Origin of the sequence: Pseudoalteromonas luteoviolacea (genome assembly GCF_001696455.1) — a bacterium.
Taxonomy (GTDB): Bacteria; Pseudomonadota; Gammaproteobacteria; order Enterobacterales; family Alteromonadaceae; genus Pseudoalteromonas; species Pseudoalteromonas luteoviolacea_C.
The window spans coordinates 75339-91289 of record NZ_MAUJ01000013.1 but is presented as its reverse complement, the minus strand read 5'-3'; the positions used below and the strand labels follow the sequence as shown (position 1 = coordinate 91289).

Genomic DNA, 15951 nt, shown 5'->3' with positions numbered 1-15951 from the left:
ATGAACCATCTCAGTATTGCTAAACGTATCTACCTAATGGCTGCGGTGCAACTTGGCATGCTTTTGCTCGTCAGTGCCATTGCTTTGGTACAAATGGCCAAGATAGGATATGAGCTAATTGATATTGCAGAGGAAGATATTCCATTGAATAACTTTCTTACGCAAATCACCGAACATCAACTAGAGCAAGCCATATTATTTGAACGATTACTGTTGTATAAATCTTTGTCAGACAGCGGTGCACCTGGTTATGACAGTAAAGTACAGCAACTGTCTCAGAAACTGCTCTCTTCGATGACAAAAGTGGAAAAAGAAATTGACGACACCACGGCGTTTTCAGCACAAGCCATTACGATGGCGCATTCTGAAGAGGCTGCCAGCAAGTTTCGCGAAGTGCAGCAAGAACTTAAAGTCATCACAAAACACTATGCTCAAGCCACCCAAGATCTTAAGCAGCTGCTAAATCAACTGCCCAATCAGACCATTTTGGAGCTGATGCCAATGGCTAAAAAAATTGAAGCAGAAGAAGATCAACTGAAAGAGGAACTCATCGCGGTACTGGCAAACGTACAAGCGTTTACGCAAAAAGCCACCTTAAAAGCAGAGCAAGACGAAATTTTAGCGATCAAGCTGATTTCGATTGCAGCGATTGGCGCATTACTCGTGGCACTGGCGGCGGCCTTTATCATTAGTCGCTCTATCACTACCCCAATCGACGGGCTTATTGCGCGCTTGAAGTCGGTGGCAAGTGGAGACGGTGATTTGACGGTCATGTTAGATGAGTCGGCAAAAGACGAAACGGGGGTGATGGCGCGCGAGTTTAATAAATTTATAAGTGGCTTGCGTGCAACCATCATGAGTACCAATGATGTCGTGCGCAGTTTAGGTGACTCGTCGGAATTAGCGATGAGTGTGATGCGTCAAACTGAAAAAAGTGTCACGGAGCAAAAAAACCAGACCGAAATGGTCGCCGCTGCGGTCTATGAGATGACCACTACAACCCAAGACATGTCAAAAAGTACCGCACATGCCGCAGAAGCCACCGCGAAAGTACGTGAAAAGGTACAAACGGGCAAACAAATCGCCACCCAGACCAATCAAATAATTGAAAACCTCGTTTCTGAGCTCAATCTTGCCTCAGATGACATCGCGGAGCTGGTGGAAGAAACCAATAATATCAGCTCGGTGTTAGAGGCCATTCAAAGCATCTCTGAGCAAACTAACCTATTGGCATTAAACGCCGCGATAGAGGCCGCGCGTGCGGGTGAAAGTGGCCGAGGGTTTGCTGTGGTAGCCGACGAGGTAAGAACCTTAGCGACTCGTACGCAATCATCCACCGCTGATATTCAAGACTTGTTAGACCGCTTAAAAACAGAGGCGAACAAAGTGGTTAACAGCATGGAAAAAGGTAAAGTGAGTGCCCATAACTGCTTTGAAAAGAGTGAAAAAACCCAGACCATGCTCGATGAAGCCTCAGGTGCGATAGAGCAAATCAATGATTTGAACACGCAAATTGCCACGGCAACAGAGCAGCAGTCCATGGTTGCGGTTGATATAGATAAAAATATCAACAACATTAATGAGCTGGCCAAAGAAACCGCACAAGGGGCGAGTGAAACCGCCGATGCAAACCAGAATATTGCGAAAAGGATTATTGATTTACATACCAACTTTAACCGCTTTGTGACCTGATAATAATGACCTTAAATAGCGCGCAGACTTGAAAATCGCTTCAAGATGGCGCGCTTTGTAAATTTAATGGTTTGATTTATAAGTAAATAATAAAATTATTCTGGGGTTTATCTGTTTGTCATTTTATGTTCACCAATGGCTTTTTATAGTGAAGTACTGAGCAACGGGGACATAACAATGACTGACAATAAGGCGGTGCACATCTTGTTGGTATGTGCAATGTGCTTGCTTATCGACCAAGGCACCAAATGGTGGGCAAGTGATTATTTGGTGGCATGGCAAATGACAAGCTACTGGGGTGATTTAATCAGAATTGGTTACACCGAAAATTTGGGCGTTTTTCTAAGCTTTGGTGCCAACTTCACACCCACTGAGAGAACGTGGTTGTTTGTTGTTGCGGTAGGGTTTTTTTTAATGGCGTTGATGGGGTACATGCTGAGAACTCGGGATTTAACTCGGCTTCAGCTCACATCACTCTCGCTGATATTTGCTGGCGGTTTGGGTAACCTCATTGACCGCATTGTGAATCAAGGGGCTGTGATTGACTTTATTAATGTCGGGGTGGGTTCTTTGCGCACCGGTATTTTTAATGTCGCTGATGTGGCTATCATGATGGGTGCCATCATTATTATTTTGGCAACGCCAATGGGAACAGTAAAATCAGCGACGTAACTTTTTAATATACTAAAAGTGACATGAATGTCGTAAATATCCAATTTTTTAACTGCGGCAAAGCTTACGCTCTTTATTAAATATAAATAAGGAGCTTAAAATGATTTCACAATCTCACTTACTTACCCAATACCCTTATATTCACACCGCATTAGGTGGTTTGAGTGTGCAGGCTGAACAGTGTTTGCCTGCATCAACGGTGCATTTGATCCGGCTTTATATATCGCAATTAAATGGGTGTCAGTACTGCCAGATCATGCATGAAGATGCGCTAAAAGACACCACCAGTCACGCGCAATTTACGCGGTTTCATGCTGCAATTGCAGAGTCTGATCTGGCACCATTGCCTGAGTTTGAAGCGTCAGCGTTGCGACTTGCCAAGCAAGTTACCGACGTAAAGCCGTTAACTGAGCTTGATAAAACCCAACTAGATGAAAAGCAATGTCTTGCTGTTATTGCCATTACTTTGCAAATTAATAGTTGGAACCGTATTGCCATAGGCTTGAATTTTTAGTGTTTGTGGGCATGTTTGACTTGGATGGCAAGTTGCGACAGATCTGCGATATTACTGTGGTCCACTTGTTTTACAGGTAATTGGTCAATGGTTTGCCAATCCTGTGTGATAGGGTCAATGTAACTTAAGCCAGCTTCACCCACTTGCCAGTTATCATCAAGCAGTATGTTTAATTTGGTATTGTGGGTGGTTTTACAGGTTGGCGGCATCCCTAAGCAGGGTTGATGCCCTAATAAATCCAGTACGATATAGCACTTTTCTGCCGCTCGTTGATAGTGAAATTCGCCGTAGAGATTAGAAATAACATCTTGTTCTGAAGCTGAAGGAATAAACACTTTACCGCGCCCAGAAATCGTTTTATTTCGTACATACACGAGCAGGGAAATATTGAAATGCACCTGCTCATTGGATTTATAACCTAATAAAAAGTTTGCAAGGAACAAGCCTTGAATACCGGATTGTGAGTTCAACATGGAGCACCTCACGCTCAGAGAAATAAAAAAGCTGCGCACACTGTCAGCACCCTAGCTTTAAATTTAGTCAGTGAGATTGAAGCGTGTTATTACACATTATTACAGCCAACGCCATGTTAGGTTTGGCCTAGGTTTAACTGGAATAAAAGGCCACAAACCCGATTGGTGCGGCAAACCCCGCAATGACCAGCAGTCCTCTGGGACCCCATACGCCTTTTTTGCCTTTCACCATAAAGAGCGATGATAAAGCCAAAAAGATCAGTAAGAGAGCATAGAAGTCAGAAAACCACATCCAAGCTGCCCTTGCTTCATTGAGGTGCAAAAAGTTTAGTTGGCGAAGTAAAAATCGTGGCTTTACTTGCTCTACTAAAACTTGGTTTGTATGCGGGTTTAAGTACAGCGTCGTGTCTTTTAAAAAGAGTTTATACGTATTTCTATCTTGCCAAAAGCGCGCTTTAACAGGGCTTGATAGTGCGAGCTCTTGCAGCAGTCTAGCTTCGAATTCGGGGGTTTCGAGCTGATCACTGTCTAGCTGGATTGTATGACTTTCTCTAGACACTTGGTAATTAGAGTTAAATTGGTGAATATGATTAAGTGCAATCCCGGAAATAGCAAATACCAAGGTCATACCAATACAAAAGTAGCCAATGTCGCGATGTAAGCTGCGATTGAGTTTAAACCAAGACATACTCAACGTTAGTCCTCAATTGTCACGGCGACAGGTGTAAACAGGTGTAAGGTTTCTGGTTTATCAACGGGCTCTAATTGTTGCGCTTGACGCCTTTGATTGGTCTGCTCCAAAGATAAAGAGATGAGCTTTAATGTACCGGTTGCATATGCTGTTTTTCCCTGAGCGGTCATGGGAAATACCATATCACCATCACGTACTTTGACCATCAGGGTTTGAAATTTTTCATCACTGGCCAATTGCATCCAACAGCCGCGTTTTTGGCACACCCGCGTCACGGTGCCTGCAATGGTCGCAGACTCGGTGGTATAGCGCTGTGCATCTTTGAGCAAGGATGAAATGGGTAACAGCTTTGATTTGTCGGCACCACCATTATACGTTTTACTGTTTGCGCCCATACTCATCATCAGCGTTAGCAAAAAAATTACTGATATTAAACTTGTTTTCATAGTGTCCCCTTTCTCGCGAATCAAATTTTGAGGTGTTTTACGTTACGCTAAAATCGAAGTGATTGTAAATTACTCACGCTATTTTCTTAGGCTGTGTGTTCCGATTTATTTATAACTATAAGTTATTTGCTTATTGCGTTAGGCGCTTAGTTTAATTATTCTAATCGCGCATTTCAAATGCGATTCATAATTATTATCATTTAAACTAGGTGAATAAGGACATGAAACTCACTCTTTCTGCGCTCAGTATTGGCGTTTTGGGCGCGCTCAATGCGTCTGTAAGTTATGCGCAAACAACAAAACCAAACCAAATAGACGATGTCATTGAAGTTCACGGCCACAAGTTATCTGTGATTAACAAAGACGCTGCAGGTTCGATAACGGCAATGGATAGCGAAGCGATGTCACGACGTCAGCAAGCTGAATTAACGCAAATATTGCGGGAAATTCCGAGTGTTGAGCTCTCGGGCAGCGTTACGCCACTTGCCGCGCAGCCGAGTATTCGCGGCCTATACGGCGAACGCATTCATATTTCTGTGGACAATGTAAAACGTAAAATTGAGTCCGACGGCAATGAAAACATTGCAGCAATCAATAGTCTTGGCATCGATCCAAGCCAATTAAAACAAGTGCAGGTGTTAAGAGGCGCAGATTCTCTCACTGTGGGCTCGGGGGCCATTGGTGGTAGCATTCGATTAGTCACCAAAGATGCCAGTGACTACCTAAGTGGCCAGACGGGCTTCGGTTCACAATTAACACTGACACATCAAAGTAACTCGGACAGTAACTTCGTGTCAGGTTCGCTATTTTCTCTGAGCGACAATATGGATACCGTGCTACACATGAGTCGCGTGACTTTCTCCGACATCGATGTTGTTGGTTCGAATGCCCCCAGCACCGATGAACAAGAAATCGATGACGTTGCGCGCTTAGATAAGATCAAAAATGACTCAGAGCGTCAAAACATCGCGTTAAAAAATACGTGGTTTATTGGTAAAGGACATAGTTTGCAGAGCAAGGTGGATTGGTCTGAAACACGCTCTGATGATCAGCCTTATAGATTAAATGCCAGTTACGGGCTGGCCTATCCGACACTCAGCGAAGACTTTAACAACGACTACATCGAAGTGACGTCGACTTACGTTTATCAGCCCGATAACCGCTATATTGATTTCGATGCACAACTTGTGTATTCAGACAAAGAGTATGATAAACAAACGATAGGCTACATCACGCGTGGCGAGCGTGAAATTGACTTTACTCGTCACAAACAAGGTGGCACCAAGCGTTATGGAGTAAGGCTGGCTAACTTATTCGATTTAAGCCACGACTTTGACCATCAGGTTGCAGTGGAGCTCAATTATGACTACGAAGAGTTTAGCCAGTCCGAGTTTGCGCCAGATGAAGGCATGACAACCAAATACGGTGACAGTGATGCCCATAACTTGTCACTGTCAGTGATAGATCAGGTGTCATTATTGAACGACAAGCTCTTGATGACTGCGGGGGTTCGCTATGACAGCTACAAGCGCAGCAATGATCTCTATACGGAGTTTGCTGAGCATGACGACGGTGAGCTGTCCAACGAGTTGGGCCTGACCTTAAAAACGACTCAACACATTAATATATATGTAAAATATAGCGAAGCATTCCGTGCTCCTTCGGCGCAAGAGCTATACAAAAAAGATGAATGGCGCTGTCATATTGGTGGCAAGTTCTGCTATTACGAGCCCCAGCCGGACTTAAAGCCAGAGGAGTCTGAAAACCTAGAAGGTGGCTTTGGTGTCTTTGTGGATGAAATGAGTTGGGGCGACTCCTTTGAGTTAAAAGTGATTTACTTTGACAATGAGATCGTCAACTTCATCGATAATGTCCCGTTTATGTACTATTACGATAGCAGTGGCGAAAAGCAGCAGGGCTCACCTGGGCCTGAGCCCGCAAATGGGGTTCCGGTAGCGACGCATCGAGATTATAGTGCAAAGAACATCGGCAAGCTGATCAGTCGCGGTTGGGAAGTTGAAATGCACTATGAACTGGGCAAATTCTCCAGTTACGTTGGCTACTCAACTATCAACATGGACGCGTATGGGGTGCCAAACTTTTTCCTTGGCACGGTTGATGTCAATAAACAGCCATATTCTGAAGCGCCAGCCGATAAGCTCAATCTCAGCCTGCAGTATCAGGTGCTGGATAACTTGGACTTGGGTGCACAAATGCTGGCTTATCGCGCTCAACGACGATTGACAGAGTTCTATTTAAGTCGAGGCTATGGTACTGACTCCTATCAGCTTTTTAATCTCACGGCGAAGTATCAAGGTACGGGTAATCTATCTGGGTTGGTGGTTCGAGCAGGAATCGATAATCTAACCGATGAGCGCTATGTTCGTGCACCAGCGGGAGAGGCGAGCGACCCAAGTGAGCTTGGTCGTAATTATAAACTGACTCTAAGTTATACGTTCTGATAATAAAAAGCCCACACATGCAACGAAGAGTGTGGGCCATTTCCTACCAATTTAAACATAAATGCAACAATTACCCACAAAAAATAAAATAATGCAAAGATAAATACATTTGAAAATGATAATTGTTTCTATTAGGATCTGCGCGTATTTTTTATTCAGGACCTAACTATGAAGTTGAAATTTTTATCAGTAACAATTGCCGCGTTGTTGGCAACCGGGTGTGGTTCAAGTGGCTCAGACAGTAATTCAGCGCCTACTTTTTCAAGTCAAAACTACACAGTTTCTTTGCAAGAAGACAGCACACAAAGCCTGGCTGTATCGGCGACTGATAAAGAGCAGCAGTCTTTAACGTATGCTTTGGCCAATGCGCCAGCGCACGGGATTGTTGAAGTAAATGCACAGAGTGGGGCTATAAAATATACACCAGAAGCCAACTATCATGGTGAAGACAGTTTTAAAATCTCTGCCAGTGACGGTCAAAATACCACGCAGACAACAGTGAGTGTGACTGTCAGTCCTGTAAATGACCTGCCTGTCATCGAGCAGGATAAGTTACAAGTGCTTGGTGGGGAGACTAAAGTCGGCCAATTAAACGCAAGTGATGTAGATGGAGATAGTCTCACGTACAGCATCAAAACGGCACCGAAAAATGGTGAATTAGTGGTTGATGCACAAACCGGTGCAGTGACCTATACACCAGCACAACTATCGGTGGCAACTGACAGCGTTGTGGTTGTCGTAACAGATGCGCAAGGTGGCAGTGTCGAAAAAAGTTTAGAGATCACATTGGGCCTAACAAGTAATACGGATCGTGCCTATTACTATTTTGCCAGTGATAAGTCTCACCTAAATAAAGCACAGGTGCAGGCAGAAAAGCTCAGTAGCGATATCAACAAAGGGTCGGTTTATTCAAATATTGCACGAGGTTTTGCAATTGCTGGCCTAGAAAACGAAGTGGACAAAGCCCTTTCTGAAGACAAAATAACGCAGTCTCAAGATTTAGCTTGGGCGAAGTTGTATGTGGCAAATGCGTATATTGAGCAAGGTAAGCTTGATGCAGCCAATACATTGAGACAATCAGCTAACCAGCTTTACACGGAATACATGGCCTCTAAAGGGATTACAAATTTTTATGGTGAGGACCAAAGCTTTTACACTACGCTGGCGTATTCTTATCAGCGCTCTGGCCAACAGGAACTCGCTGATCAGGCGTATAACATTCTAGATATCGCGTTTTCTTCTGTGATTGCGGGTAACTCTACAGCAGCCATGCGTACCTACTTTTCATTTTCAGATCATGCCGGTGATCTCGTTAGCACATGGCAAAGTAGCCTGAACGACACTGACAGGCAAGCTGCGAATGCGCAGCTAGAAAGGCTTTATCGTTATGCACTACAGATGCCTGTGAGCCATGCTAGAAACAACCTAAACGGCAATGAAGGCAAGCCTTACCACTCAATATTACAAGTGGCTTTGGCTTTTGTGATTGACCATTACACAAACCTCAACGAATTTGAAAAAGCCAAACCAATTTTGGCGAAAATGTTGTCGCTATACGGCATTGTGGGGTATGACGAAAACCATATTTTAGAGGTTGATGAGTATGCCGATGTCACGATGGACGAATATCCGTTTGGCTTGATCGATGCCATTCCTCGCTTTGTTTTGCTCTATCCAGAAAAAGACGTGAATCTGTTATTGGGTAAGTTTGAGACCACAGATTGGAAGTATGGCTGGGCTAAAGATCAGGCTGATGGCGCTGCTGTGTTGGCCAAAGTAAGAAACAGCGAAGATAAACTGGCTGTGTTAGCGGAGCTGCTTAAAAACGAGCAAGGACGTGAAATGCGCGCCTTATTTGTTGACTTGATTTCATACAATATCAATAGTCCGGGTGCGGCAATTTACATCAAAGAGCAAGGGTTTTACTCGGATGCTGCGGCCTACTTAAAGGCGGGGTTAGACATTTTAAGTAGCGATGAGTATCTGCAAGCAAACAAACACTCGACCGCGCTTACGACGGGTGCCACAGGGTGCGAAACAATCATCGGTCAGTATCTCAGTATTGCTCAGTTAACAGGGGATACACAGTACAAGACTGCGGCACAGTCTGCATTGCTAACGTGTCACACAATCGCATCTGGGTTGTATGTGACAGACACAGACATTGAGCTTGATGACCGCATTGATGCAAAGATTAATCTGTTACCATACTATGGAGAATTTGCGTTGGTAGATGAGCAAACTGCCATGCTTAAGTTATTGGATGCGGAGATTGCACAAGCGCAAGACGATGAAGCGAGCAAGTACATGCTACGTGTAGCTAGAGCACTTGCTGCTGGTAAACAATTAACGGCGAGCTTAGTTTACTTTGAGCAAGCTATTGCGCGCATTAAAAAGTTTGATGCCACGTTAGATGCGAGTTTACGCTTTACGTTAACTTACGAAGCATTTGATTACCTCCGCACGAAAGGATCAGAAGTTGGTTATTTAGGCGAAATTGAACAGTTGGCTGGCATGCATGCTGATTATCCGGCGACTATCCAAAAAGCGCGCAACGCATGGACGAGCCTAATCAATGCGCATATTGATGACCTTGAAGAGACACTAGAGCAACAGCGTATCATTGCATTGACAAACTTCTCTTCACAACTGGTGCGCTTGGCACAGCCTGAACGTGCACTTGAACTGTCTGAACATGCGATACTGGGTGATGTGGAGCGTGACGGTATTCTGACTAGCGTGTCCCTGCATTATGCAAGTCAAGATGCGTTTAAGCACTCTGCGATTGCACATGTAGACACCGACGGTGACGGGCTGGTTAACTTCTTTGCAGAACATGCGACGCAAGAGATGATCACTGCATCTGGCCTCATACTGGACACGGATAGTGACAATGATGGCGTAGAAGACGCGCAAGATACTTACCCATTAGACAGCAAGCGCCAATAATGAAGGTATTTACACCAACAAGGGCCGGCAGCTTGCTGCTGCCCTTCATATCCGGATTTGTATCAGCACAGAGCGAACCTCAGGCTGGTACAGCGCTGCAAGAGCAAAATGAAGCAGAAACGCTGATCGAGGACAGCCGTTACATCGATTGCAACAACGATGCACAGCGATGTCGCCGCGACTACATTGAGCAAATTGAAGTAAGAGGTGACAAGCCGAACCCCATCTCGATTTCAAGTAAAGGTTCCTATACTTTGGATAGTCAACTGCTGCGGGATTATCGAACGGGTAATGGCAATCTCACCGATATCTTGGGCATGTTACCTGGGGTGCAATACTCAGAGGCGATGTTAGGTGCGGAGCAGTTGAGTAATATTCGCCCTGCGGAGGTATCCCTGTCGGGGGCTGGTGGGCGAGAGTCCGGTTATTTTATTGATGGCATAAACAATAACTCACTACTGGGCAACGAGCAGAACAGCGAAAATCGTAATTATCTTCAAGATGTTATGGGTCATAGTCAAGAGACGTTTGTGAACCTGGATCTGGTGGACAGTATTGAAGTGTTTGATAGCAATATTCCCGCTCGATATGGCCAGTTTAGCGGTGGTGTTGTAGAAGCGGATACTGTGAAAGCCGGAGATGAGTGGCAATTTGGTCTCTCATTTAGGGGTACCAATAAGTCTGCTGTTGAATATGAACGGTTTTACTCTCCTTGGTACGACGGCCAAGATGTGTTATCTGAACCAGATTTCAAAAAACACAATATTGGTGCATATGTGAAAGCACCATTAGGCTCGGATACTGGTCTGGTCGCGCAATTCAATATGTTGGAATCGCAAGAGACCTTATTCCAATTAGGGCGTTTGCGACTGCAAAAACAAACCAACTATAACGGCTTCATAAAACTGGACCATGCCTTGACCGCCAATGATGATTTAACGGTCAGTGCCAGTTACTCACCGTTTAAAGGCGAGTACTTCAGCGAAAACGCCATCAATAGTGACTATATTGTGGACGGAGGAGGCTACAACCTCAATTTAAAATGGGCGGCACAGCGTAGTTGGGGCACGATGGACTCGCAGCTGAGTTGGCGAACCAGCGAAAATAATAAAGATACGGCACCTTATTGGCTTGCTTGGGTCAGTTTGCCGGGTAAATCTTGGGGCGGTGAACTGGGTTATGAATCTAGCCTAGAGGGCGGCTTTGGCGATATTGAAAAATCTCAGCGCACACTGTCATTTAGTCAAGACTATGAATTTGATTATGGTTCCGTACTTGGTCATGCATTGAGCTGGCAAGTTGGCTTTGAACTTAAGCAGCAATTTGCACAGTTTAACCGACTCGAAGAAGCCATTATATACAATGGTGCAGTAGTGCGCCCTGAAGTAAATTGTTCTGGCTACACAATTGATTGTGTTGAAACGCAATACAGAGTCCCCGTATCTCAACTTGAAGCGCAACTGGGCCGTAAGCTCGATTTAACGCAGCCTGAGGATATTCTGCTACTCAGTAATAACGTCATGCAGAGTGGGCAATTTTTCGCGTATAGAGAGTTGAATCCCAAGGGCGATGCCAGTGCGCGTATTAATAATCTCAGCGCATATGCAGAAGGCCAGTGGCAATGGCGAGATCTCACTGTCACGCTGGGTGGCCGTTATGACTACAATGACTTTGTTAAAAACCACAACTTTGCGCCGCGTTTTCGTGGTAATTGGTCGGTATTTTCTGATCAAGGGCAGTGGGTCTTTGGTGCTAACCGGTATTACAGCCAAGATCAGTTAGATTACAAGCTCAATGAAGCAAAGCAGCCCAGCCATTTTGAGGTAAGACATTTACAGAGTGGCCGTCTATCGCAGTGGTTGCCTTCGAAAGTGTCGCGGGGCTTTGTCTATCAATATGACAGTATCCGCACACCGTATACCGATGAGCTGACACTGGCTTATCGCCATCAATTACTTGGTGGTACATTGGAGTTCAAATGGCTTAATCGCTTCGGCCGAGATGGGATAAACCGTTTACAAGGCCACAATGAAGCTGGGCAAGCGACACTATTTGCAGGCAATGAGGGCGCGTATCGTTATAAAAGACTGAGTGCATCATGGATGGCCAGATATGATAACCAACACATAGAAGTTAACTTATCTAAAGTCAGTAATGAAATCGATCCCGCTTCGTTTGATGGAGATCCAACCCTGTCCGTAGGTGGCGACAAAAAAGTGGCCAATGACGCCTTTGATAGTGATGAATTGGCTTTTTTAGCGGTAGAAAGAGTGACTGCCAAAGAGGAAGTTGAAACTGTTTACCACTTAATGAGCCTCAATGATTTGGAGCTGCAAAAGCAAGACTTTAATCGTCCAATTATCGCCAATCTCAGTTGGGGCGGGCACTTCGGCAATTGGCAGTTATCTATGATGGCACGCTATAGCGCCGCACAAGATGTCATGTACAAGGCGTCGTATACGCGTAACGCAAGCCAAGCTAATAGTATTTGTGATACCTGCAATCCGACCCAAAAAGCCTATCCAGTGTACTTTGAACGTCGTCGGTCTAGCATTACGACGGTCAACAGCAACATTAAGTATATGTTGTTAAATACTCAGCAGTATCAACTTAGTCTCAGTTTGGAGATTGAAAACCTATTTAATCAACGCACCTATATCATTGCGCCTTTGTCGACAGGTATTGAAGTTGGCAGACGTTTTTGGTTAGGGGTGAAACTAGATCTTTAGAGGAAAAGAATATGTCCATTTCAATGTTAGGTGTGGCGCTTATCACACAGCTTTGTTACCAACCAAGCGAAGATGTTCATGCAATTAAATTCGAACGTTTTGGCGAATTAGGTAGCCAATTAAGCGAAGCGAGAAAAGAAGATACGGCCGTATGCCTTGAAGTAAGCAAACATGCCATTGAACAATTAGAAGCGAAAAAGCTATTGGCTGCAGAGCCTCAGGCACTGAGCGCAAAGTAATCAAATCTACACTAGCCTTCGCGGTGTGCTTATTTTAGCGCACCGCTATCACTACTAAGTCACCTATGTATCAAGTTTTTCTAATTACTTTTTGTTTGGTTGTTTCTCCAGTCACATTTGCGGATATCGACTTTAAAACGTTGCGAGACTGGTATCTCCAAGCGCCTAAAAACTGGCCAAAGCCAGAGCTCAGTGAAGGGGTTGAGCACCGTGAATTGGGTCTTTTACCAAGCGTTGTTCACCCGCAGTCGAACCCGTTTAGTACTGACAAAGCCAAGTTAGGGCGACGGCTTTTTCTTGATCCTATGTTATCTCGCTCTGGGCAGATTGCCTGTGCGAGCTGTCATGATCGTGACCTCGGTTGGGCCGATGGCAGAACCGTTTCGTTTGGTCACGACAGGCAAGCGGGCAAACGCAACGCCCCCAGTATCGAGAACGCGGCATTTTGGCATACGCTATTTTGGGATGGACGTGCAAACAGCCTTGAACAACAAGCGCTCATGCCTATTCAAGATCCGCTGGAAATGAACTTCACATTGCCTGAAATGGTTGCAAGACTGAATGGCGACCCAGACTATGTGTCGGCATTTAAGCAGGTTTTCGATGCGACACCAATAAACGCTGAGCAAGTTGCAAAGGCATTGGCCACATACCAGCGTACGATTGTGTCACGACGTTCTGATTTTGATTACTTTTTATTGGCTAAAACACAAACAAATCCGCGCATGAAAAAGGCATATAGTGAAAAGCTCAGCGATCAAGCGCTATGGGGGTTACACCTATTTAGGACCAAAGCGCGGTGTATGAACTGCCACAATGGCCCGCTGCTCAGTGACAATGGTTTTCACAATATTGGGCTGACCTATTATAAACGCGAGTATGAAGATTTAGGGCGCTATTTGGTAACGGGCAAAGCAAGTGATGTAGGGAAATTTAAGACGCCTAGTTTGCGCGGGATCATGAATAGTAAACCTTGGATGCACAATGGGCTGTTAGCAGACATGGAAGGCGTGATGGCAATCTATAACGCGGGGGGCTTTCATTTTAGTGGGGATCCCGAGGATCCACTCGCACCAGTGATTTCCCCTTTATTACAGCCGCTTTCTTTGAATCAAAAAGAGCAACAAGCGCTGGTGGCATTTATGGAAGCGCTCACCCCTTATCCGAACGCGGGTATCGTGCGCTAAATTTACGTATTGGTGATTGGTGGCTGCGAAGGGCGTGTGAGTAGGTAAGCTAACACAGTGACTTCGATTATGGCCACGATCACCAGAACATACCAAGGGGCTTGGCTTAAGCACAATAAGATATAGCCAATGAGCATGCCAATACCGGCTCCCCACTTGCCTTTGGGTGGAACAACTTGATGTTCTCGCCAAGCGATGAGTGAAGGGCCAAATTTGGGATGAGTCAGTAGCCAGCTTTCAAACTTTGGTGATGAGCGGGAGAAGCAGGCCAGCGCAAGAATAAAGAATATGGTGGTTGGCATAACGGGCAGCGCCATACCGATAAAACCTAAGCCTACAAAAATGATGCCCGCAGCATGTAACCAGAAACAGCGATTGAAGAGCTTTTTCATACTGGGCTGTTTCTCCTGTGTTAAAAGTGACCTGTGCACCTGCGGAAGTCTGATCACTCGCTTAAACATACGAATAATACAAAGTCGAACACATGTTATTTTAACAGCAGTTGCTTCTCCATTATAGACGAAAAGCGCAGTAATTTATTCCGATATAACAAGCTGGGTGTTGAATGTCATGCAAATATGGAGAATTTGCATGACATTATGAAGGGCTAGAAGTAGTAGCCGATGTTGATATTGAAGCGGCGCTCAACATCTTCACTCTGTCCAGATACCGTACCACCAACAAATGGCTGATTTTTCGCGTGAACAAGGTCAATATAAGAGAAAATAGGGCCTGCGGTAACAGCGACCCCAGTCACATTCATCCACGTGTTTGCTGAATCATCTGACTTATTGTAGATAGTACCAAAATCGTTATATAGCTGTAGATGTGTAACAGGACCATAATTGACGGACCAGTTATAGGCGATATTGGCACTCGACATCGTAGCCTCAGTCGGCATGGTGTCGTAAGTTGCGTTCGCAGCAATCGCAATTCTATCTATATTATCGAGTTGGTAATCATATTTACCGTGCTGTAGCTGCAAGTGCCAGTTTCCGAGTTGGCTGTTCATATGTAGGGCCCAAGCTTGGTAATCCCCAGCACTGTATTGGCCGTCATGCAGTCCGCCGCTCAGTACTGACATGCCCAGTGCGGTTGAGCCGGCAAAATGTTCTAGGTGGTAATGGTAGCGCGCAACAAAGGTATTGTGCTCAGCGAGTTGAGTTTTAGGCGCATCATAGAGCCCTTCGCTTTCATCTCTGATACCGACAATATCGATTGAATAGCGGTCTTTGCGGTCTTCTACATACCCATCAATCCCGCCAAGCTCATCATTTTTGAAAAAGCCCAGATCCAGTTGCCAGTTGTCAGCAACTTTACGCTTCATCACTAAGCCCATATCATAATCATCTTCTAAACCGACAAAATAGTTTGGGCTCATAAAGAAGCTATGTGAGTTGTATGGGTCATTGCCAAATGGCACTTGGGTTAACCCGAGTTGTGCTTGCCACTGAGGTGTCACGTCATAATCGAGATAGGCATATTTAACGACACTCATATAATCGAAGAAACGAATTTCGGCATTTAGCCCGATGTCTGCAACCTCGCCTGAAAAGTTAAAGCGAAATACATCAAAATCAAAATCTCCGCCTCGGTTTTTAGCATCTTCATCATAGGAATTGGTTGAGTAGTTTACACGAATTGCACCACCCACTTTGATACCCGAATCGGATTCTGTTTGCTCTGCTTGTTGTTGTTCGATTTTTTCAATTTTTTGCTGCAACATAGCAAGTTGCTGTTTCAATTCAGAGAGCTCATTGGTGTTTGATAATGCGACGGTTGGAACCATCAATAGTGTGCTACACAGAGCGAAAGTATGTCTGGAACTTCTTGACATGGGTTAGATAATCCGAGGGGTGAGGTTTAACAAAGGCGCAAGCCTAACGTACAAAATATA

At 44.9% G+C, this 15951-nt stretch carries 13 protein-coding genes; 8 read left to right on the top strand and 5 right to left on the bottom strand.

What is annotated here, in order from left to right; all coding sequences use genetic code 11:
* The 3 genes from A7985_RS23185 (at position 1) to A7985_RS23175 (ending at position 2878) form a co-directional block, all read left to right on the top strand.
* Positions 1 to 1692, top strand: coding sequence for a methyl-accepting chemotaxis protein (locus A7985_RS23185; RefSeq protein ID WP_081310696.1), 1692 nt, complete (start codon positions 1 to 3; stop codon positions 1690 to 1692).
* Positions 1693 to 1869: 177 nt separating this feature from the next.
* On the top strand, positions 1870 to 2364 hold the full coding sequence (gene lspA, locus A7985_RS23180) for a signal peptidase II (protein WP_065792789.1): 495 nt from the start codon (positions 1870 to 1872) through the stop codon (positions 2362 to 2364).
* Between the two features lie 100 nt (positions 2365 to 2464).
* Positions 2465 to 2878: a carboxymuconolactone decarboxylase family protein gene (locus A7985_RS23175; RefSeq protein WP_065792788.1), complete on the top strand. Its 414-nt coding sequence runs from the start codon at positions 2465 to 2467 to the stop codon at positions 2876 to 2878.
* Here the strand turns inward: A7985_RS23175 and A7985_RS23170 are convergent.
* From A7985_RS23170 to A7985_RS23160, 3 genes are all read right to left on the bottom strand, one after another.
* The gene (locus tag A7985_RS23170) at positions 2875 to 3351 is read right to left on the bottom strand and encodes a DUF1842 domain-containing protein (RefSeq protein ID WP_065792787.1); all 477 of its coding nucleotides are present in this window, start codon (positions 3349 to 3351) and stop codon (positions 2875 to 2877) included. The two genes, A7985_RS23175 and A7985_RS23170, sit on opposite strands and share 4 nt — an antisense overlap.
* Positions 3352 to 3484: 133 nt before the next feature.
* Positions 3485 to 4039, bottom strand: a complete 555-nt coding sequence (locus A7985_RS23165) for a PepSY-associated TM helix domain-containing protein (RefSeq protein ID WP_065792809.1) — start codon at positions 4037 to 4039, stop codon at positions 3485 to 3487.
* Between the two features lie 8 nt (positions 4040 to 4047).
* Positions 4048 to 4488 carry a DUF4920 domain-containing protein gene (locus A7985_RS23160; protein WP_065792786.1) on the bottom strand — a complete coding sequence of 147 codons (441 nt, stop codon included), beginning with the start codon at positions 4486 to 4488 and terminating at the stop codon, positions 4048 to 4050.
* Positions 4489 to 4709: 221 nt separating this feature from the next.
* Here A7985_RS23160 and A7985_RS23155 point away from each other — a divergent pair, with 221 nt between their 5' ends.
* The 5 genes from A7985_RS23155 to A7985_RS23135 all read left to right on the top strand — a co-directional run bounded on the left by A7985_RS23155 (position 4710) and on the right by A7985_RS23135 (position 14054).
* The gene (locus tag A7985_RS23155; RefSeq protein WP_065792785.1) at positions 4710 to 6950 is read left to right on the top strand and encodes a TonB-dependent receptor domain-containing protein; all 2241 of its coding nucleotides are present in this window, start codon (positions 4710 to 4712) and stop codon (positions 6948 to 6950) included.
* A 168-nt stretch (positions 6951 to 7118) separates the two neighbouring features.
* Complete coding sequence (locus A7985_RS23150) at positions 7119 to 9899, top strand: Ig-like domain-containing protein (RefSeq protein ID WP_065792784.1); 2781 nt, start codon at positions 7119 to 7121, stop codon at positions 9897 to 9899.
* Positions 9899 to 12628 carry a TonB-dependent receptor plug domain-containing protein gene (locus A7985_RS23145; protein WP_065792783.1) on the top strand — a complete coding sequence of 910 codons (2730 nt, stop codon included), beginning with the start codon at positions 9899 to 9901 and terminating at the stop codon, positions 12626 to 12628. The genes A7985_RS23150 and A7985_RS23145 overlap by 1 nt, the downstream gene beginning before the upstream one ends.
* An 11-nt stretch (positions 12629 to 12639) precedes the next feature.
* Positions 12640 to 12867 carry a hypothetical protein gene (locus A7985_RS23140; protein ID WP_065792782.1) on the top strand — a complete coding sequence of 76 codons (228 nt, stop codon included), beginning with the start codon at positions 12640 to 12642 and terminating at the stop codon, positions 12865 to 12867.
* A gap of 65 nt (positions 12868 to 12932) precedes the next feature.
* Positions 12933 to 14054 carry a cytochrome-c peroxidase gene (locus A7985_RS23135; protein ID WP_065792781.1) on the top strand — a complete coding sequence of 374 codons (1122 nt, stop codon included), beginning with the start codon at positions 12933 to 12935 and terminating at the stop codon, positions 14052 to 14054.
* Between the two features lie 2 nt (positions 14055 to 14056).
* On the opposite strand, the gene A7985_RS23130 is transcribed toward A7985_RS23135, so the two are convergent.
* Entirely contained in the window at positions 14057 to 14446 is a 390-nt protein-coding gene (locus A7985_RS23130) for a YbaN family protein (RefSeq protein ID WP_065792780.1), read from the bottom strand.
* Positions 14447 to 14661: 215 nt separating this feature from the next.
* Positions 14662 to 15891, bottom strand: coding sequence for a FlxA-like family protein (locus A7985_RS23125; protein WP_065792779.1), 1230 nt, complete (start codon positions 15889 to 15891; stop codon positions 14662 to 14664).
* Between the last annotated feature and the right edge of the window lie 60 nt (positions 15892 to 15951).